The sequence below is a fragment of the Enteroscipio rubneri genome (assembly GCF_963929405.1).
GTDB classification, from domain to species: Bacteria; Actinomycetota; Coriobacteriia; order Coriobacteriales; family Eggerthellaceae; genus Enteroscipio; species Enteroscipio rubneri.
In genome coordinates this window covers 283,802-300,000 of record NZ_CAWVIN010000002.1, presented here as the reverse complement: position 1 = coordinate 300,000, position 16,199 = coordinate 283,802, and the positions used below count along the sequence as shown (strand labels likewise).

Sequence of the window (16,199 nt, the reverse complement as noted above, 5' to 3'; positions counted from 1 at the left end):
CGACGGCGTCGGGCACTTCTACGGGCACGCCCGCATCAGCGTCGAGCTGGCTCGCGGAATTATGCGCCGTCTGTCGATGCCCGGTTCCTTCTCGGAACGCGTCCTCGAACTCGTTGAGCGACATGACGATGACATCGCATCCACGTCCAAGGCGGTCAAGCGGGCCCTTGCGCGCCTCGGCGGAGACGCGGAGCTGTTCGCCGCCCTCTGCGATCTCAAGCGCGGCGACGCGCAAGCACAAGCTCCCCGCTGCATCGGACGAGTCGCGCTCGCCGACGAGCTCGAGCGCATTCTCGACGGCATCCTCTCCGAAGACGAGGTGTTCTCCCTCAAGCAACTCGCTCTTGGCGGACGCGATGTTATCGCGTTGGGCATCGAGCAGGGGCCGCGGGTTGGACAGGCGCTGAACGCAGCGCTTGAAGCCGTCATCGATGGGCACGTATCCAACGATCGCGACGAGCTCCGTGCGTTCGTCGCGGCCTGGCGGACGGAGCGCGAGGACGAGCGGTAGCACCGCAGACCGCCGTCGCCGTCGATCCGGCGGGAGCCAGACTCGGTGCAGGCACTCTCGCGCCGCATCGCAGACTGCGCGTCGACCTTCGCGTATGAGGGATCGGCCGGCTGCCGCTACCGCCGTGCCCCGGACCGTATATTCGGTCTGCCGCGCTATTCACCGAGCGCCTCGCTTTCCTCCTCGCCGTGACGTCCGCACTACTGCACCGTGACGATCGCACCACCGCGTGATCGCATGGACGGGCGCTTTCTATACTGAGCTGAAGAACGTCCGACTAGAAAGCGAGGATCCCATGCCCGCACCCTCAGCACCCGTCCGAACCCGCCCCGCCCCCAGCGTCGAACCAGCCGCAACGCCGGCTCAGAGCATCACGATCACAGCCAACGGACCCTATGTCGTTCACGGCAACGTCGAGTTGACCGAGCAGGCGATCACGCCGGTGGGAGGACACCGGGAATACCGCACCGTCCGCACGTTCCCCTCTCAGGACGTCTACGCCCTCTGCCGTTGCGGCCGCACGAGCACCCCACCCTACTGCGACGGAACCCACGTGTCCATCTCGTTCGACGGCGAGGAAACCGCCTCGCGCGAGCCGTTCGACGAGCGAGCCGACGTGTACCCCGGCCCCGGCGTCACGTTGCTCGACGATAATCGCTGCGCGTTCGCCCGGTTCTGCCATCGCGAGGATGGCGACGTCTGGACGCTCACCGAGCTTTCCTACGACGAGCGCCTCAAGCACGAGGCTGTGAAGGCATCGTCGGACTGCCCGGCCGGACGCCTCGTCCATGTCGACACGGAGGAAGGAACCGTATACGAGCCGCGCCTCGAACCGTCCATCGCCTTGTTGGAAGACCCTGAGGAAGGGGTGAGCGGGCCTCTGTACGTGCGCGGCGGCATTCCCCTCGTCAGCGCCGACGGCTCAGTCTACGAGCTGCGCAATCGCTACGCACTCTGCCGCTGCGGCGCTTCCCGCAACAAGCCGTTCTGCGACGCCATGCACGTGACCATAGGCTACCGCGATGGTCTGACCGACCCTGACGCAGAGGAAGAGAAGTAAACGATGCGGCCGCGGGTTCGCCTTTCGGTAGGGCCCGCGGCCCTCGGGCCCTCGAGATCCGAGTCGACCCCCCATCCGGCCCTCGGGCTCCCCGCGGCAAATTTCAAAAAATTTGACGACGAGACTTGACGAACCGGTCTGCACCCCGTAATATATCCACTCGCGCTCGCGTCTTGTTGCGAAAGCAGCGGATGCGCATCGGTAAGCCGATGGGGTGTCGTCTAATGGCAGGACAGCGGTTTCTGGTACCGTATGTGAGGGTTCGACTCCTTCCACCCCAGCCATTTTTACGGTATACTGGCGCAGCGCAACCATGTGGCTCCGTCGTCTAGCGGTTTAGGACGCCGCCCTCTCAAGGCGGAGGTCGCCGGTTCGAATCCGGTCGGAGCTACCAGAACTTTCAGGCCAGCGGAGCAATCCGCTGGCCTTTCGCTTTATTACGACGACTTTGTATCATCTGCGAAGCCTGTTTCGAACCGTCCTCCCACGTGCGATTCGAGCGTACAATGGCCGCACGAAGACAAACGGAAGGCTGAACATCATGGAATCGATCGAGCATGCCCCATGCGAACCCGGCAGAGCGTCCGCGAAGAACCCATCGTACCTTGAAGGGTCTTGCAGTTTCGATGCGGAGACGCTCTCCCAGACGCCCTTCGGCGTGCCGGTGCGCATCTTCGACGGTCTCTACCTTGTGCGCGTCCCCCTGCCTCACAACCCGCTCAAGGCGCTCAACTCGTACTTCATCCTAGGCGAGAGCACCACCACCATCGTTGACGTCGGGTTCAACCACCCCGCGTGCGAACAGGCCCTCGATGACGCACTGAACGCCCTCGGGCGATCATGGGACCATGTGCAGATCGTGCTCACGCACTCGCATCCCGACCATACGGGCAACCTCGATCGGATATACCGCGAGGGCATGCCCGTCTTTGCGAACCTTCACTCGTTCCAGGAGGTGGAGAACCTGCTGGATATGGAGGAGAGCGTGTTCGGGCCGTTGCTCGTACAAGCTGCGACGGGTGCGCAGCAGCGTGATATATCGTACGAGAACGGAAAACCGCGCCTGCACGTATCAGCCGAGCTGCTGCCGCTGAAGAACCATCCGCTCGTCACCTACCTGAGCGAGGGAGACACGTTCGAAGCTGGCGATTTCAGATTTCGGATCGTCGAGACGCCGGGCCACGACCCTTGGCATATCTGCCTGTTCGAGCCCAACCGAAAGTTCATGATCATCGGCGACCATGTGCTCGAGCGCATCACGCCCTCCATATCGTCTTGGTTCCCCGCCTACAATGCGCTCAAGGAGTTCCTCGAAAGCCTCGGCAAGCTCAACTCCTACGACGCGGATCTCGTGCTGCCTGCCCACGGCGCGCCCTTCCACGACCTGAAAGGGCGCGTGGCCCAGATCATCGAGCACCACGAGGCCCGTTTGCAGGAGATATACGAACTGATCGCATCGGGCCACACCGATATTGTATCCATCTCCTCCCACGCGAGGTGGCGTTACGATACTTGGAACGAATGGGCGCTCGATCAGAAGTTCTTTTCGATGGGCGAAACGATGGCCCATGCGATTTATCTGGTCTGCCAAGGCAAGCTCAAACAGACCATCTGCGGCGACGAATACCGGTTCGAGCTGCCGTCGTCCCTGGGCTGATGCGCTCTCGAAAAGGACCGATGCCGTCGCCATACAGCAATCCTACGCGGAGCGCGCGGCAGTGAAGCGCGGGGTATTTGGTACGCGCGTAGTTTCGACAGTCCCGCCAAGACGGCGGAGGCGAAAGGAGTGCTCTTTCATGCACATCGATCTCGTCATCGAGAGCTCCCGCGTGTTCACGGGAACGGCCGTCGCGGCAACTCCCTCCGCGATCGCTATCGCAGGCGACCGTATCGCTGCCGTGGGGCCCCACGAGGATGTGAGCGCCTTCGTACGAGAGACGAACAGCAAAACGGGCGCGCCCGAGGTGCGCGACTTCGGCGACGCGCTCGTTCTGCCGGGATTCCATGATTCCCATCTGCACTTCTTCCATTCCGCCATCTACTCCTCCCCTTTCGCCACCACGTTCGTTGGCAAGAGCGAGGCCGACTGCGTCGCGCGCATGCGCGCCTCCGCAGCCGGACGGCCCGACGGCTGGCTTCTGGCCCAGGGATGGCGGGAGTACCGCTGGAACCCGCCCATCATGCCGACGAAGCACTCGCTCGACGAGGCGTTCCCCGATCGTCCCGCAGCGCTGTATTCGGGCGACGCGCACACACTGTGGCTGAATTCCACCGCCCTGCGCGAGCTTGGCCTGACATGCGACAGCGTCCCGCCCTCCGGAGGCTCCTACGATCGCTTCGAGGACGGTGAGCTCACGGGTATCGTGCGCGAGGCGGCGGCCATGGCGCTCATGCCGCGCATCATGGGAGCGTTCAGCGACGCGGAGGTGACCAACGCTTACCGCGGATTCTTCTCCACGCTGGCTCGCAACGGCGTGACGAGCGTGTGCGACCTGTCGCTCATGGCGCACCCGGGACTTGATTTCATCCGCGACGATATACATGCGCGCCTGCTTGCCTCGGGCGAGCTGACGGCGCGCGTGCACCTGTTCCCCACCCTGCTCGACGACATGAGGCGTTTTGAGAACATGCGGGAGAAGTACACGGGTCCATCCTTGCAGGCGCCCGGCTTCAAGCAATTCTTCGATGGCGTATCGAGCCAGCACACGGCGTGGGTGACCAAGCCCTACTCCAATGCACGCTTCCCGGAAGACTGCGGAAGACCCACGGTGGACGCCGCCACGATGCGGGAGTATGTGCTGGCTGCAGCCGCGAAGGGATATCCCGTGCGCATCCACACGATCGGCGACGCGGCTATCCATGCTGCGCTCGACATCTTCGAGGAGGCTCGCACGGCCTACGGTCCCCTGCCGGAGGGACGGCGCAACTGCCTCGAGCATGTGGAGAACTTCCTGCCCGAGGACATTGAGCGGCTGGCGCAACTGCAGGTGGTGGCCGCCGTGCAGCCGCCGCACATGACGCTCGATCCCGGGGGCCCCGAACACGATCTGGGATCGGAGCGCGTCCGGCTCATGTGGCCGTTTAGAACGCTACTGGATGCGCGCACGGTGCTCGCATTCGGAACCGACTCGCCGGTGGTGGATGTGAACTCGATGGACGTGCTGTATGCCGCGATCGCACGGCAGGATCCCGTCACGCACGACCCCGCGGGCGGATGGCTGCCTGAGGAGCGCATCGGGCGCGCCGAGGCCTTACGCGCCTACACGCAGGGGAGCGCCGCCGCGGCCGGGAGACGGCGCGAGCTGGGCACGCTCGAGCCGGGAATGCTCGCCGATCTTGCCGTGCTCGACCGCGACGTGCTCGCGTGCGACATCGATGACATCCAGAAGACGCGCGTGCTGGCCACCTTCATGGGCGGCCGTTGCGCGTTCGAAGCGTGAGACGACGCGCGCAGACTGCCGAAGCCCTAGTATTCCCACATATGGTCGAGCGGACCCGAGCCGCGACCCAGGTCGAGGCCGGCGGCAAGGGCTCCGTGCACGTAGTCCTTCGCGCTGCGCACAGCCTGTTCGATCGAATAACCCAGCGCTAAGCCGCAGGCGACGGCGCTCGAGAGCGTGCAGCCGGTGCCATGCGTGTTCGACGTGTCGATGCGCGGCGCGCGCAGCCAGAGGGGCTCCTCCCCGACGACCAGCACGTCGTCGGCACGATCATCGCTGTGGCCACCTTTCACAAGAACGGCGGCCCCTGTCGCATGCGCAAGTTCGTGCGCGGCGAGCCCCATCGACGCCTCGTCCCAGACAGGGAAGCCGCAGAGCACTTCGGCCTCAGGCATGTTCGGCGTCGTCACCGTGGCGAGCGGAAGCAGCCGGCTCTTCAAGGTTTCGATTGCATCCTCGCCGATCAGGCGCGCGCCGCTCGTGGCCACCATCACCGGATCGACCACGATGTTCGCGGCTCCGTGGCGTTCCAGCGCCCGGGCGATAGCTAGGATGATCTCCGAAGACGATACCATCCCGACCTTTACGGCGTCGGGCCGGATATCCTCGAACACCGCATCGATCTGCGCCTCCACGAAACCCGGATCGACGTCGAGAACGCCGGCAACACCGAGCGTGTTCTGCGCCGTAAGTGCTGTGATCGCCGTCTCGGCAAATAGGCCGTGCGCTGCGATGGTCTTGATGTCGGCCTGTATGCCCGCCCCGCCGCTTGAATCGGAACCCGCTATGCTCAGAACAGCCTTCATATATCCCCCTACGACGCGAGAAACGCTGCGACGTCATCGGTCGAGGCGATCCTCGCCGCATAGCAGGTCTCCATGTACGCAAGGCCTTCTTCTTGATCGCCCACAAGAAAGGTGAGCGTAGCATCGTCGACGACGACGATGCTGAAGTTGTCGAAATAGGCGTCCGCCACCGTATGGCGCACGCAGATATTCGTATCCATACCGATGCAGATCAGCGTGTCGACTCCCAATTCGTCGAGCAGAAGACGCAGTCCAGTTTGGTAGAAGGCGCTGTAGCGCCGCTTGTCCACCACGAAGTCTCCCTCGGAGCACCGCAGCTGGGGCGCCGGTTGGGCCTCCGGCGTTCCCGCCAAGCCGTGCGGACCCCACAGCTCAAGCTCGCGATCGAGGCCGGGAATGTGGGCATCGTTTGCGAACACGACCGGAACGCCGGCGGCACGCGCCGCGTCGCACAGGTGCGCGGCGTTGTCGACGACAGGCGCAAGCGCCTCCTTCATCGGCGAGGCGTTCGGATCGCCTAGGATGTCGATGACGAGGAGCGCGCACCTACCCTTCTCGAGGTCGGCCGGATCGAATGCGTTCTTGTTCAGTTCGTCTCCAAGCATAGCGTCTCCTTCACCGTCGCAAACAGCTCCTTCGTTGCAGTCCTGATATCGTCGGCTGCGAAGATGGCCGACACCACCGCCGCGCCATCCGCCCCCGTTCCAGCCAACAGGGGCACTGTGCGAGCGTTCAAGCCGCCGATTGCCACCACAGGTATATCAACCGCAGCGCACATGGCAGCCAGCCCCGCGAGGCCCACCTCATCAGCGTCGGGCTTCGTAGACGTGCCGAATACGGCGCCAACGCCCAGGTAGTCGGCGCCGGCAGCCTGCGCGGAGAGCGCCTGCTCGACCGTCTGAGCGGACACGCCCACGATTGCGTCCGCTCCAAGGACGTCGCGCGCCTCCGAGACGGCGGCATCACCCTGCCCGACGTGCACCCCGTCCGCGCCGGAAACGCGTGCCGCTTCGATGTCGTCGTTCACGACGAACGGCACGCCCGCAGCCCGACACACGGGAATGAGCGTGCGAGCGCGCAGTGCGATCTCAGCGCACGGCGCTTCCTTCTCGCGCAGCTGCACGAAGGTCGCGCCACCGGCGAGCGCATCTTCGACGCAGGCAACAAGCGATCGTCCGCGAAGCCACATGCGGTCGGTCACCGCGTACAGCGCGAGCGCCCGACGCAGCTTGTCTTTCGGAAACATTGGCGGAGTCCTTTCTGCGGTAGTTTGGAACGCCATCGGTTTGCGAAGGCAGCCGGCCCTTGCAACCGCTTCATCGGGCCGTCTGATCATCGGCTTCGCAAGACGCTCTCGCGATCGATTCGACCGGGATGCGAGCAAACAATCATCGCACATCCCAGCAAGGGCCCGTCCATCATTATACGCTTCGCTCGCTCGACTCCGAGCGTATGGCTCGGGCCGTACGCTTTGCTAGCGGGTCGAAGCGTTCGTCCCGTCAGATGTTACGCCAGCTCCTCCACTTGTGCGCCAGCCTCAAGCGCCTCACCGTCCATACGATAGAGCGCGTCGAGCACGTAGGTGCGGAACGATCCGTTGCCATCGAAGCCTCCCATGCGCTTTTGCGCAGTCTGGCCAGCAAGGCCCATGGCAGTCACCGCAGCCGTCGTCGCTTCGAGCGGCGCATCCGGGTTCGCCGCAACGAAAGCCGCGACAAGACACGAGAGCATGCAGCCCGCACCGGTGATCCGGCCCATAAGCGGCGTTCCGTTGCGGACGGCGAAGGCGCGCTCGGCATCGGCCACGACGTCGATGGCCCCGGTCACCGCCACGATCGCATTCGTCTTGGCAGCGAGTACGCGGACGAAGGCGGCGCTTTCCGCCAGGTTCTCCTCGGTGACGGCGTCGTTGGGGTTCGCATCAACGCCGCGCGTAGCCGCCGCGGCGCCGGCGAGTGCTTTGACCTCGGACATGTTGCCGCGCACGACGCTCATATCCAGCTTGTCCAGCAGGTTGCCAGCTGTCTGCGTGCGCAGAGCCGAGGCGCCGGCCCCCACCGGATCGAGCACGATGGGATGCCCGAGCACTCCGGCGCGCTCCCCCGCCGCGAACATCCCTGCGATGGTGCGCTCATTGAGCGTGCCGATGTTGAGGACGAGTCCGCCGCAGATGGTCTGGATATCCTCCACGTCGGCGGGTTCGTCGCTCATGATGGGGCTCGCGCCGATGGCCAGAAGCGCGTTGGCGCAGTCGTTCACCGTCACGTAGTTCGTGATGTTGTGCACGAGCGGCGTCGTCGCGCGCACGTTGTCCAAAGCCTTCTTCAAAGCGAATGCCTCCATAGGTTACTCCTTCCCGAGATCGACCGTCAGACCGTCCATAATCTGATTTACGGTGCGCATGGCGCACATCTCGCCGCACATGGTGCAAGTGCCCTCCGTCGAGGGCGGCGCGCTCTCGAAATACTCCCGCGCACGCACGGGATCGAGCGCCTCGGCGAACATGCCCTCCCAGTCCACGCGGCGGCGCGCGTCGCTCATGCGGTTGTCGGCATCGCGCGCGCCGGGCACGCCCTTCGCGATGTCGGCCGCGTGTGCGGCGATCTTCGTTGCCACAAGGCCCTCGCGCACGTCGGCGGCGTCGGGCAAGCGCAGGTGCTCGGCCGGCGTGACGTAGCACAGGAAGTCGGCGCCCGAGGCCGCGGCCACAGCTCCGCCGATGGCGGCCGTGATATGATCGTAGCCCGGCGCGATGTCGGTGACGAGCGGCCCCAGCACGTAGAAGGGTGCGTCGTGGCACAGGCGCTTCTCCAGCTTCATGTTGGCGGCGATCTCGTCGAGCGCCATGTGGCCCGGGCCCTCCACCATCACCTGCACGCCCGCATCCCATGCGCGGCGCGTGAGCTTGCCGATCTCGATGAGCTCGGCGATCTGCCCCGCGTCGGTGGCGTCGTAGGTGGACCCGGGGCGCATGGCGTCGCCCAGGCTGATGGCTACGTCATGCTCGTGCAGGATGGCCAGCACCTCGTCGTAGAACTCGTAGAAGGGGTTCTCGTTGCCGGTGGCCTCCATCCAGGCGAAGATGAGCGACCCGCCGCGGCTCACGATGTTCGTGAGGCGGCCCGTCTCGCGGAAGCTCTCGATGGTGCGACGGTTCATGCCCGCATGGACGGTGACGAAGTCCACGCCGTCCTGGGCATGCGCGCGCACCACGTCGAGGAAGTCCTCTGCCGTGATGGTGACGAGCGGCTTCTCCAAATAGCCGATGGCGTCGTACATCGGCACGGTACCGATCATCGCCGGCGACTTCTCCACGAGGGCGCGCCGGAACGCGGCCGTCTTGCCGCTGTTCGACAGATCCATGATGGCCTCGGCGCCCAGTTCAAGGGCCACGTCGACCTTCTTCCATTCCTCGGCCTCGCAGGCGACGTCGCCCGAGATGCCCAGGTTCACGTTCACCTTCGTGCGCAGGCCGCCGCCCACACCCTCGGGCGAGAGGCTCGCATGGTGGATGTTCGCAGGAATGGCGATGCGCCCGGCCGCCACACCCTCCCGGATGTACTCGGGGTCGCGCCCCTCCTTCTCGGCCACGGTGCGCATGGCCGGCGTGACGGTGCCCGCGCGGGCGTGGTCGATTTGCGTGACCAATGCAGGATTGCCGCGCGCTGCGGCGCTGATCTGCGTCATAGAGCTCCCTTCGTTGGCATTACCCATGTCAGGTTCCTCGGGTCGAAGCGTGAGTCGGCGCTTCCTCTCAGCCTGCCCGACCGCGCATGCGGCTTGCAAGCTCCCCGGTATGAAAAGGTGCGGATCAGATTGTAGCGCGCTCTTATGCGGATAACGGGTAGAAGATGTAGAGCGTGCCGGATTCCACGGCCACCGTAGCCTCCTCGTCCAGAAGCTCGTTCGACAGGCCGCGCGAGGTGCGGTTCGACAAGGGCTCATCGTCGAGCGAGTACATCATGCCGCGCTCGATGACTCCCTGCGCGGTATCGTTGGCCGAGAACACTGACACGGTGCCTTCACCGAGTGGCGGCAGCTCGAACACGTCCGGGCCAGTGAGCAGGCGCACCGCATATGTGTCGGCAATCGCGGTCACGGTCGCATCGCGCTCCGAGAACTTGGCGAACAGCTGCAGGTTCGCCAGCGTATGGTCGAGTCGGCTGCCGAGCGCACCGTAGATCACGAGGTCGTCGTGACCCCAGTCCACGGCCTTCTCCATGGCCAGCTCCATATCGCTCTTGTCTTTCTTCACGGGATAGCGCGACACGCGCCTGCACTTCGGCACGTAGCCGAGCGAGTCAAAGTCGCCCACGGCCATGTCGGGCACCGCGCCGATAGCTTCAAGGTGAGCGAAGCCCGCGTCCACGGCGATGACGAGGTCGAACCCCCCGGCCTCCCAGCGAGCCTCGAAGTCCTCCGCATTGAAGTCGACCGCCCCTACGAGCGCGCATGTGGCCATTGGTTCCTCGATCCTATCGGCGTTCCCTCGTTCGACGTCGTAGGATACCACAAGCGCACAGAACGAGGCGCCCTGTGCGAAAGCTTCGGATCTGCAAAACCCTTCCTGAGCGACGCACTGCGCAGCACGCTGCCATCGATCACCCATCGGTTTTTCACGGTGGTTCTTGTTTCGCGCGCGCGAGCAGGGCCCGTTTTGCTAGAATACGCTCTGCGAGCGGGCCAGGCGATCGCGCGCCCATCGGGCGTGAGGAAAGTCCGGGCTCCGCAGGGCAGGATGCCAGCTAACGGCTGGGCGGGGCGACCCGACGGAAAGTGCCGCAGAAAAGAAGACTCCCCCGCGTCCTTGCGACGGCGGGAGAAAAGCTGAAACGGTGCGGTAAGAGCGCACCAGCGCGTCGGCGACGGCGCGGCTTGGCAAACCCCATCCGGAGCAAGCGCAAATAGGAACGCGATACGGTGGCCCGCCGTGCGTTCGGGTTGCGTGCTTGAGGCGTGCGGCGACGCACGTTCGAGATAAATGATCGTCCCCGACAGAACCCGGCTTATCGGCCCGCTCGCATCTCGGAACCATAGTTTTCCCGCACGGAACCCCTAGCAAACGGGAAGTCCTGCAATCCAAGCTTCAATCGAAGCGGCATCGGCTTCCACCGCCAAGCGCTTGCGGCGCGCCGTATGCCCTGACGCCACTTCCACACGTGACTTTGGCACGCTCAGCGCATCGGCCACAAGCTTGCACACCGCTTTGTTCGCCTTGCCGCCATCGGGCGGAGCTGTCACCCGCACGCACACCTCGCGCGCCCCTGTCGTATCTGCGCGAACGCCCGAAACTTCGTCACGCCCCGATCGGGGCGTGACGTGAACTGCTATGACGATAGGTTTTTCAGACATGGGCTGAGCGTTCGGTCATGACGCGGGCTCGGAATGAGCGGCGGTCTTGAGACCGGCGGAACCGCCTAGTCGATTTCCTCGAATTCGAATCCGTCGTCGGCATCGCCAAAGCCGGAAAGATCCTTCTCGACTGCCGAGGGTTTCGGCGTAGCCGGAGCGATAACAGCACCCGTAGGCTGTGGAGCTGCATATGCACTTGCGCCTTCGTGGTTGATGGGAGCCTGCGCCGAGGCGGTCACACGTTCGGACGACGCTACGCCCAGCGACGCGGTGGAGCGGGCATGGGCGCTCGGAGCCGGAGCGGCAGCAGCCGGCGCGCCCCCGATCTCGGCGAGCTTGCGCGTCGCATCGCTGATGAAGTCGGTAAGGAGTTCTTTGTATTCGTCGCGCGCATCCTCGCGGTCGTCCTCGAGCTTCTTGATGGCGTCGAGCACCTTCTGCTTCTCGGCTTCGGCCTTGCCCACGATGCGGGACGCCTCGTCCTCGGCATCCTTGATGGTGGCCGCAGATTGAGCGTTCGCCGTCGCGATGATCTCGTCGGCAGAGCGCTGCGCGATGATGAGGGCCTGCGCGATGGCGTTGTCGTCCGCCTTCTTCGCCTCAAGCTGGCGCTCGAGCTCTGCGATGCGCTCGTCCTTCTCGGCCAGAGCCGCCTCGTCGGCTGCGGGAGCCTCAATGCGCGCCGGCTTGTCGAACCCGTCGAACCTGCCCTCATCGAGCTGGTTTTCAAGCTGGACGATCTGAGAGTTCATATCGTCGATCTCGTCAGCGACATGCTCGAGGAACACGTCCACTTCGTCGACGTCGTAGCCCCTGCGGTCGACCGAGAAGCTCTGGTTGTGAATTTCAGCCGAGGTGATTGCCATCTGTAGTCCCTTCGTCTTGCCCGTGCAGTTCCACGAGCATATATGTTAGAACAGGTTCACGAGCAAGCGTACTCCGAATTGTAATACAAGCAGTGCGATTATGGGAGTAACGTCCACCATACCTCCAATAGGGGGTATCAACTTCCTGAACAGGTTGAGGTAGGGGTCGCATACCTTCGCAAGCACCCGGTTGACATCGGCCAGAATACCGCGATCCGTAGGAAACCACGACAAAATGACGTAGACGAACAGCACCATGCTGTACGCATCGGCCAACGAAACGATCAGATATTTCAAGCTCAGCATACGGTAGACTCCTTGCTGTCCGATATCACGCTACAGCACCCCCTGGTTGCGCAGTCCCGTCTTCTCAGCATCGGTGAGCGCAGCACCACGGGTGATGACGAATACTTTGTCGGCCACGCAGTCCACGCTCGCATCGAGAGCGCTCGACACCCCGAACGAGAAATCGAGAATGCGTTTTGCCAAGTTGTCAGGCGTGTTGCGCAAGGCGAGAACAACGGCGTCGCCGGCTTTGAGCGCCTTGGCGATGCGCTCGACCTCTCCATAGCTTGCCGGCTTGAGCACGGTGATCGAGCGCGTGGGGCTGTGCTTGGGCGACCCGGCGCCCGCAAAGGCCTCGTACGGATCGAATCCGCCGGAAGCTGCAGCGGCTCTCTTGGCCGCGCTCGAGCCATCGGCGGGAGAAGAAGCGCTCGCCGCAACGGCAGTCGAAGAGAACAGGGAGTTCAGGCTTTCGGATCGCTCGCGTTGCGATGCGGCGGCTGCCCGGGCGTTGGGCGTGTTGGACAGATCCGACGTCGAAGCGTCTACCATCGTACGTTCGCCGCGGTGCACGCCTACCGACGGCGGCGTTACGCGACGCGGCGGCAGCGGATCGCGCCCCAAGCTCTCGGGAACCTGCGTGCGGGCACGCACATCATCGATAGAGACAAGCTTTGGCGGCGTCGCACTCGTAGCGTGCGCGGGCGAGGGCGTGTAGCCGGCCCGAGACGGACGCGTGGTCACCGGCGCATAAGGATCGTACCGAGAACCTGCTGCAGCGCCGTCATCAAGGTCGTCGCGATAGTCGGGCCCGTATTCACCCAGATCGCCGTAATCGCCGTAGTCGTCGCCGTAGTCGTCTTCGTAACGCTCGTCGTAGCCCCGGTCGGCTTCGGCGAAGCCGAGCTTCGACTTGAGGCCGTCGAGCATACCGCGCTCCGTCTTTTTCATCCTGGGCAGCTCCATATCGTTCACCTGCTTCGTTTCATGTCCGACGGTCGAGCCGTCGCTGCGTCTGCGTCACCGAGCGCTGCGTCAATCAGAATGCGAGCCGTTCTCGAAAGCATCGTCGAACAGAGCCCGTCCAATGCGCACTATGGTAGCGCCTGCGGCGACGCCCTCGCGCCAATCTTCACTCATGCCCATAGAAAGCTCATCGAATAGTGCAGCGCGACCAGGCTCCAAGCCTCGTCGCACCTCGTCGCGCAGGCGCGCAAGCTCTTCGAAGCAGGCACGCGCCGCCGCGAGATCACCTTGCGGCGCCATCGTCATGAGGCCGCGCACGCGCACATGGTCGCACGGCTCGCACGCGATGAGCATCCTTGCAACGTCGGCCGGGGCAAGACCGCTCTTGCTGTGCTCGCCTGACACATTGACCTCGAGCAGCACGTCCTGCACCTTCCCGGCAGCAGCCGCAGCAGCCTCGAATCGATGCACATGGCGCTCCTGGTACAGTGAGTGCACAAGCACGGCGTCGCGCACGATATCGGGAATCCGGCGCGATTGAATGTTCCCGATAAAGTGCCAGGTCTGCTCTGGCAGATGCCCGCGCTTCTCCGCAAGGGCATCGGGACGGTTCTCACCGAAGTCATGCGCGCCGGCCGCGACCGCGGTCTCGATCTCGTCGATGCCGACCGTCTTCGACACCGCGACCACCCGCACCTCGCGCGGGTCGCGCCCCGCCTTGCGAGCGCATGCGGCGACTTCTTCGAGGGTGCGATGGTAACGCTCGTCAAATCCCATGTGACTCACCTCGTCTTTCGAAACGCAATCGCACCATGGCGGCCACACGTGCCTCCCGATGCACGATACGAGAAGTAGCGATCCGGGGCGCATTTTGTGCACGCGCCTGCGTCAACGATACGGTCGCGCGCCGCTCCCGCCTCCACAAGCCCGACCCTGAGAGCCTCCAATAGGTCAACATGCGACTCGTCGCATATGCACGAGGTTCCGAAACGGGCCGCAAACCGGGCACGTACGTCCGCACCGGTCTCGAAGCATTCCGCATGGATATGGGGGCCCACGTACACGTTGAAAGCGCCAGCATCGCCGTATGCTCCGTCTGACCGATCGGCTTCGACGAGCAGCCGAACGGTCTTGCCCGCGATATTCTCAACCGCTCCGCGCCATCCTGCGTGGACGACGGCGAAGCGGCCGCTCGGCGAAACGACGATCACGGGCACGCAGTCCGCAAAGCATAGCAGCGCCGCAACGCCTTCCACTGCAACCGCAACCGCATCGGCTCCATCAGCGGCTCGCCGGCACGCTGCATCGAGCGCAGCAGAAGCTGTATCGTCAATACGTACGATCGTGTCGCCGTGCACCTGATTCGGCACGATAAGGCGCGTATCGCCGGCGCCGAGCGCATCGAGCAGAATAGCGCGGTTCGCCTCGACAGCTGCGGGATCGTCGTCGACATGGCTTCCGAGATTAAGCGAGCTGTAAGGACCCGAGCTCTTGCCGCCCTCTCGTCCCGTGAACGCAATGCGCACGCCAGCGCACTCGAACAGTGCCTCGTCGGTGAGCAGAAGAAGACGACGCGCGCCGAAACGGCGCGCGGTCAGGTGCGGAGCTGGCAACGAGTCAGGCAAAGCCATGGACGGCGGCCCTCTAACGCTGGCGTTTCAGGAAATCGGGAATGTAATCTTCGTCGGCGAAGCGACCGTTGCCCCCGGCACTGGACGGCGCCGAGTATGAAATGGACGGCGGCGTCTGCTGCATGGGCTCCGGCATGGCCGTGGGAGCGAAGAGGTCTTTGGCTGAGAAGTCCATGGAAGACTGCTGCGGCGACGCGGACTTGAAGCCGGTCGCGATAACCGTAATGCGCACGTCGTCCTTCATGGACTCGTCGATGATCTGTCCGTAGATGATGTTCGCGTTCTCGTCGGCGCATGCCTCGACCGCGCGAGCCGCCGCATCGACCTCGGTGAGCGTCAGATCGGGGCCGCCGGCAATGGAGAACAGAACGCGCGAAGCCCCCGCGATCGACGTCTCGAGCAGGCTCGAGTTCGTGGCCTGCTGAGCTGCTTCGAGTGCGCGGTTCTCGCCGGAGGCAAGGCCGATGCCCATCATGGCCGTGCCCGCATCCTTCATTACGGTGCGGATGTCGGCGAAGTCGAGGTTGATGAGGCCCGGGATGGTGATGAGATCCGTGACGCCCTGGATACCTTGGCGCAGCGTATCGTCGGCAATACGGAACGCATCGAGCATGCTCGTCTTCTTGTCGACGATCTCAAGCAGGCGATCGTTCGGAATGACGATGAGCGTGTCGACTTTCTGCGACAGCAGATCGACACCCTGATCGGCCTGGTTGCGGCGGGTGCGGCCCTCGAAGGAGAACGGCTTGGTGACGATACCGACGGTAAGCGCGCCAATCTCCTCGCGCGCAATCTCTGCAATGATGGGCGCGGCGCCCGTGCCCGTGCCGCCGCCCTCGCCAGCCGTGACGAACACCATGTCCGCTTCGGCAAGCGCCTCGCGAATTTCCGCACGGCTCTCCTCTGCAGCTTGGCAACCGACCTCTGGATTCGCTCCGGCGCCGAGGCCTCGCGTCAGCTCCTCGCCGATGTGGATCGTCTTGTCGGCATCCGACATGAGCAACGCCTGTCGATCGGTGTTCACGGCAATGAATTCGACGCCGCGCACCCCCGCTTCGACCATGCGGTTCACGGCATTCGTGCCGCCGCCGCCTACGCCGACGACCTTGATGACCGCCAAATGCTCGGAACCTATTTTGTTTGGCATTGTTTCCTCCACACCAGCTGCGTTTTCAAATGCTGCGTTTCACTTCGTGGGTACAGTTCACGTGCGGTTATTGTACACGATGATCAACCATTTGCAAATTACGCTGCGAGAATGAAAACCGCACGTCCACAATAT

The 16,199-nt window shown here is 64.0% G+C and carries 17 protein-coding genes, 2 tRNA genes and 1 other RNA gene (1 of these 20 cut by a window edge); 7 read left to right on the top strand and 13 right to left on the bottom strand.

The window, feature by feature from the left end; translation table 11 throughout:
• The 6 genes from ABGT83_RS04705 to ABGT83_RS04680 all read left to right on the top strand — a co-directional run.
• Positions 1 to 511: the end of a CCA tRNA nucleotidyltransferase gene (locus ABGT83_RS04705; protein ID WP_346686192.1), read on the top strand. Its footprint begins 929 nt before the window's first position; only the last 511 of its 1,440 coding nucleotides appear in the window; the start codon falls outside the window, past its left edge; the stop codon is at positions 509 to 511.
• A gap of 295 nt (positions 512 to 806) precedes the next feature.
• Positions 807 to 1,571, top strand: a complete 765-nt coding sequence (locus ABGT83_RS04700; protein WP_103265330.1) for a CDGSH iron-sulfur domain-containing protein — start codon at positions 807 to 809, stop codon at positions 1,569 to 1,571.
• 210 nt (positions 1,572 to 1,781) lie between these two features.
• Positions 1,782 to 1,855 (top strand) — tRNA-Gln (locus ABGT83_RS04695).
• Between the two features lie 33 nt (positions 1,856 to 1,888).
• A tRNA-Glu gene (locus tag ABGT83_RS04690) sits at positions 1,889 to 1,965 on the top strand.
• Between the two features lie 147 nt (positions 1,966 to 2,112).
• Positions 2,113 to 3,228, top strand: a complete 1,116-nt coding sequence (locus tag ABGT83_RS04685) for an MBL fold metallo-hydrolase (RefSeq protein ID WP_346686190.1) — start codon at positions 2,113 to 2,115, stop codon at positions 3,226 to 3,228.
• 139 nt (positions 3,229 to 3,367) lie between these two features.
• A complete protein-coding gene (locus ABGT83_RS04680) occupies positions 3,368 to 5,011 on the top strand; it encodes an amidohydrolase (RefSeq protein ID WP_346686188.1) in 1,644 nt (547 codons plus the stop codon).
• A 26-nt stretch (positions 5,012 to 5,037) separates the two neighbouring features.
• Here the strand turns inward: ABGT83_RS04680 and thiD are convergent, their stop codons facing one another.
• The 6 genes from thiD to ABGT83_RS04650 form a co-directional block, all read right to left on the bottom strand.
• The gene (gene thiD, locus ABGT83_RS04675; protein WP_346686186.1) at positions 5,038 to 5,817 is read right to left on the bottom strand and encodes a bifunctional hydroxymethylpyrimidine kinase/phosphomethylpyrimidine kinase; all 780 of its coding nucleotides are present in this window, start codon (positions 5,815 to 5,817) and stop codon (positions 5,038 to 5,040) included.
• Positions 5,818 to 5,825: 8 nt separating this feature from the next.
• A complete protein-coding gene (locus ABGT83_RS04670; protein WP_103265334.1) occupies positions 5,826 to 6,422 on the bottom strand; it encodes a cysteine hydrolase family protein in 597 nt (198 codons plus the stop codon).
• A complete protein-coding gene (gene thiE / locus ABGT83_RS04665; RefSeq protein WP_346686184.1) occupies positions 6,404 to 7,063 on the bottom strand; it encodes a thiamine phosphate synthase in 660 nt (219 codons plus the stop codon). Before thiE ends, ABGT83_RS04670 begins: the two co-directional genes overlap by 19 nt.
• Before the next feature lie 260 nt (positions 7,064 to 7,323).
• Positions 7,324 to 8,160: a hydroxyethylthiazole kinase gene (gene thiM / locus ABGT83_RS04660; RefSeq protein ID WP_346686183.1), complete on the bottom strand. Its 837-nt coding sequence runs from the start codon at positions 8,158 to 8,160 to the stop codon at positions 7,324 to 7,326.
• Between the two features lie 3 nt (positions 8,161 to 8,163).
• Positions 8,164 to 9,504, bottom strand: a complete 1,341-nt coding sequence (gene thiC / locus ABGT83_RS04655; protein ID WP_346686182.1) for a phosphomethylpyrimidine synthase ThiC — start codon at positions 9,502 to 9,504, stop codon at positions 8,164 to 8,166.
• 142 nt (positions 9,505 to 9,646) lie between these two features.
• Complete coding sequence (locus ABGT83_RS04650; RefSeq protein ID WP_103265338.1) at positions 9,647 to 10,279, bottom strand: thiamine diphosphokinase; 633 nt, start codon at positions 10,277 to 10,279, stop codon at positions 9,647 to 9,649.
• A 213-nt stretch (positions 10,280 to 10,492) separates the two neighbouring features.
• Here ABGT83_RS04650 and rnpB point away from each other — a divergent pair.
• An RNA gene (gene rnpB / locus ABGT83_RS04645) (RNase P RNA component class A) lies at positions 10,493 to 10,842 on the top strand.
• Between the two features lie 30 nt (positions 10,843 to 10,872).
• On the opposite strand, the gene ABGT83_RS04640 is transcribed toward rnpB, so the two are convergent.
• The 7 genes from ABGT83_RS04640 to ftsZ all read right to left on the bottom strand — a co-directional run bounded on the left by ABGT83_RS04640 (position 10,873) and on the right by ftsZ (position 16,064).
• Positions 10,873 to 11,169, bottom strand: coding sequence for a DUF167 domain-containing protein (locus ABGT83_RS04640; protein WP_346686180.1), 297 nt, complete (start codon positions 11,167 to 11,169; stop codon positions 10,873 to 10,875).
• 65 nt (positions 11,170 to 11,234) lie between these two features.
• Positions 11,235 to 12,035, bottom strand: coding sequence for a DivIVA domain-containing protein (locus ABGT83_RS04635; RefSeq protein WP_103265340.1), 801 nt, complete (start codon positions 12,033 to 12,035; stop codon positions 11,235 to 11,237).
• Between the two features lie 45 nt (positions 12,036 to 12,080).
• Complete coding sequence (locus ABGT83_RS04630; protein WP_103265341.1) at positions 12,081 to 12,341, bottom strand: YggT family protein; 261 nt, start codon at positions 12,339 to 12,341, stop codon at positions 12,081 to 12,083.
• 30 nt (positions 12,342 to 12,371) lie between these two features.
• Complete coding sequence (locus ABGT83_RS04625) at positions 12,372 to 13,271, bottom strand: cell division protein SepF (protein ID WP_346686178.1); 900 nt, start codon at positions 13,269 to 13,271, stop codon at positions 12,372 to 12,374.
• Between the two features lie 84 nt (positions 13,272 to 13,355).
• Positions 13,356 to 14,063, bottom strand: coding sequence for a YggS family pyridoxal phosphate-dependent enzyme (locus tag ABGT83_RS04620; RefSeq protein WP_346686176.1), 708 nt, complete (start codon positions 14,061 to 14,063; stop codon positions 13,356 to 13,358).
• A gap of 5 nt (positions 14,064 to 14,068) precedes the next feature.
• Entirely contained in the window at positions 14,069 to 14,917 is an 849-nt protein-coding gene (locus ABGT83_RS04615) for a polyphenol oxidase family protein (protein WP_346686174.1), read from the bottom strand.
• A gap of 13 nt (positions 14,918 to 14,930) precedes the next feature.
• The gene (gene ftsZ, locus ABGT83_RS04610) at positions 14,931 to 16,064 is read right to left on the bottom strand and encodes a cell division protein FtsZ (RefSeq protein ID WP_103265344.1); all 1,134 of its coding nucleotides are present in this window, start codon (positions 16,062 to 16,064) and stop codon (positions 14,931 to 14,933) included.
• Between the last annotated feature and the right edge of the window lie 135 nt (positions 16,065 to 16,199).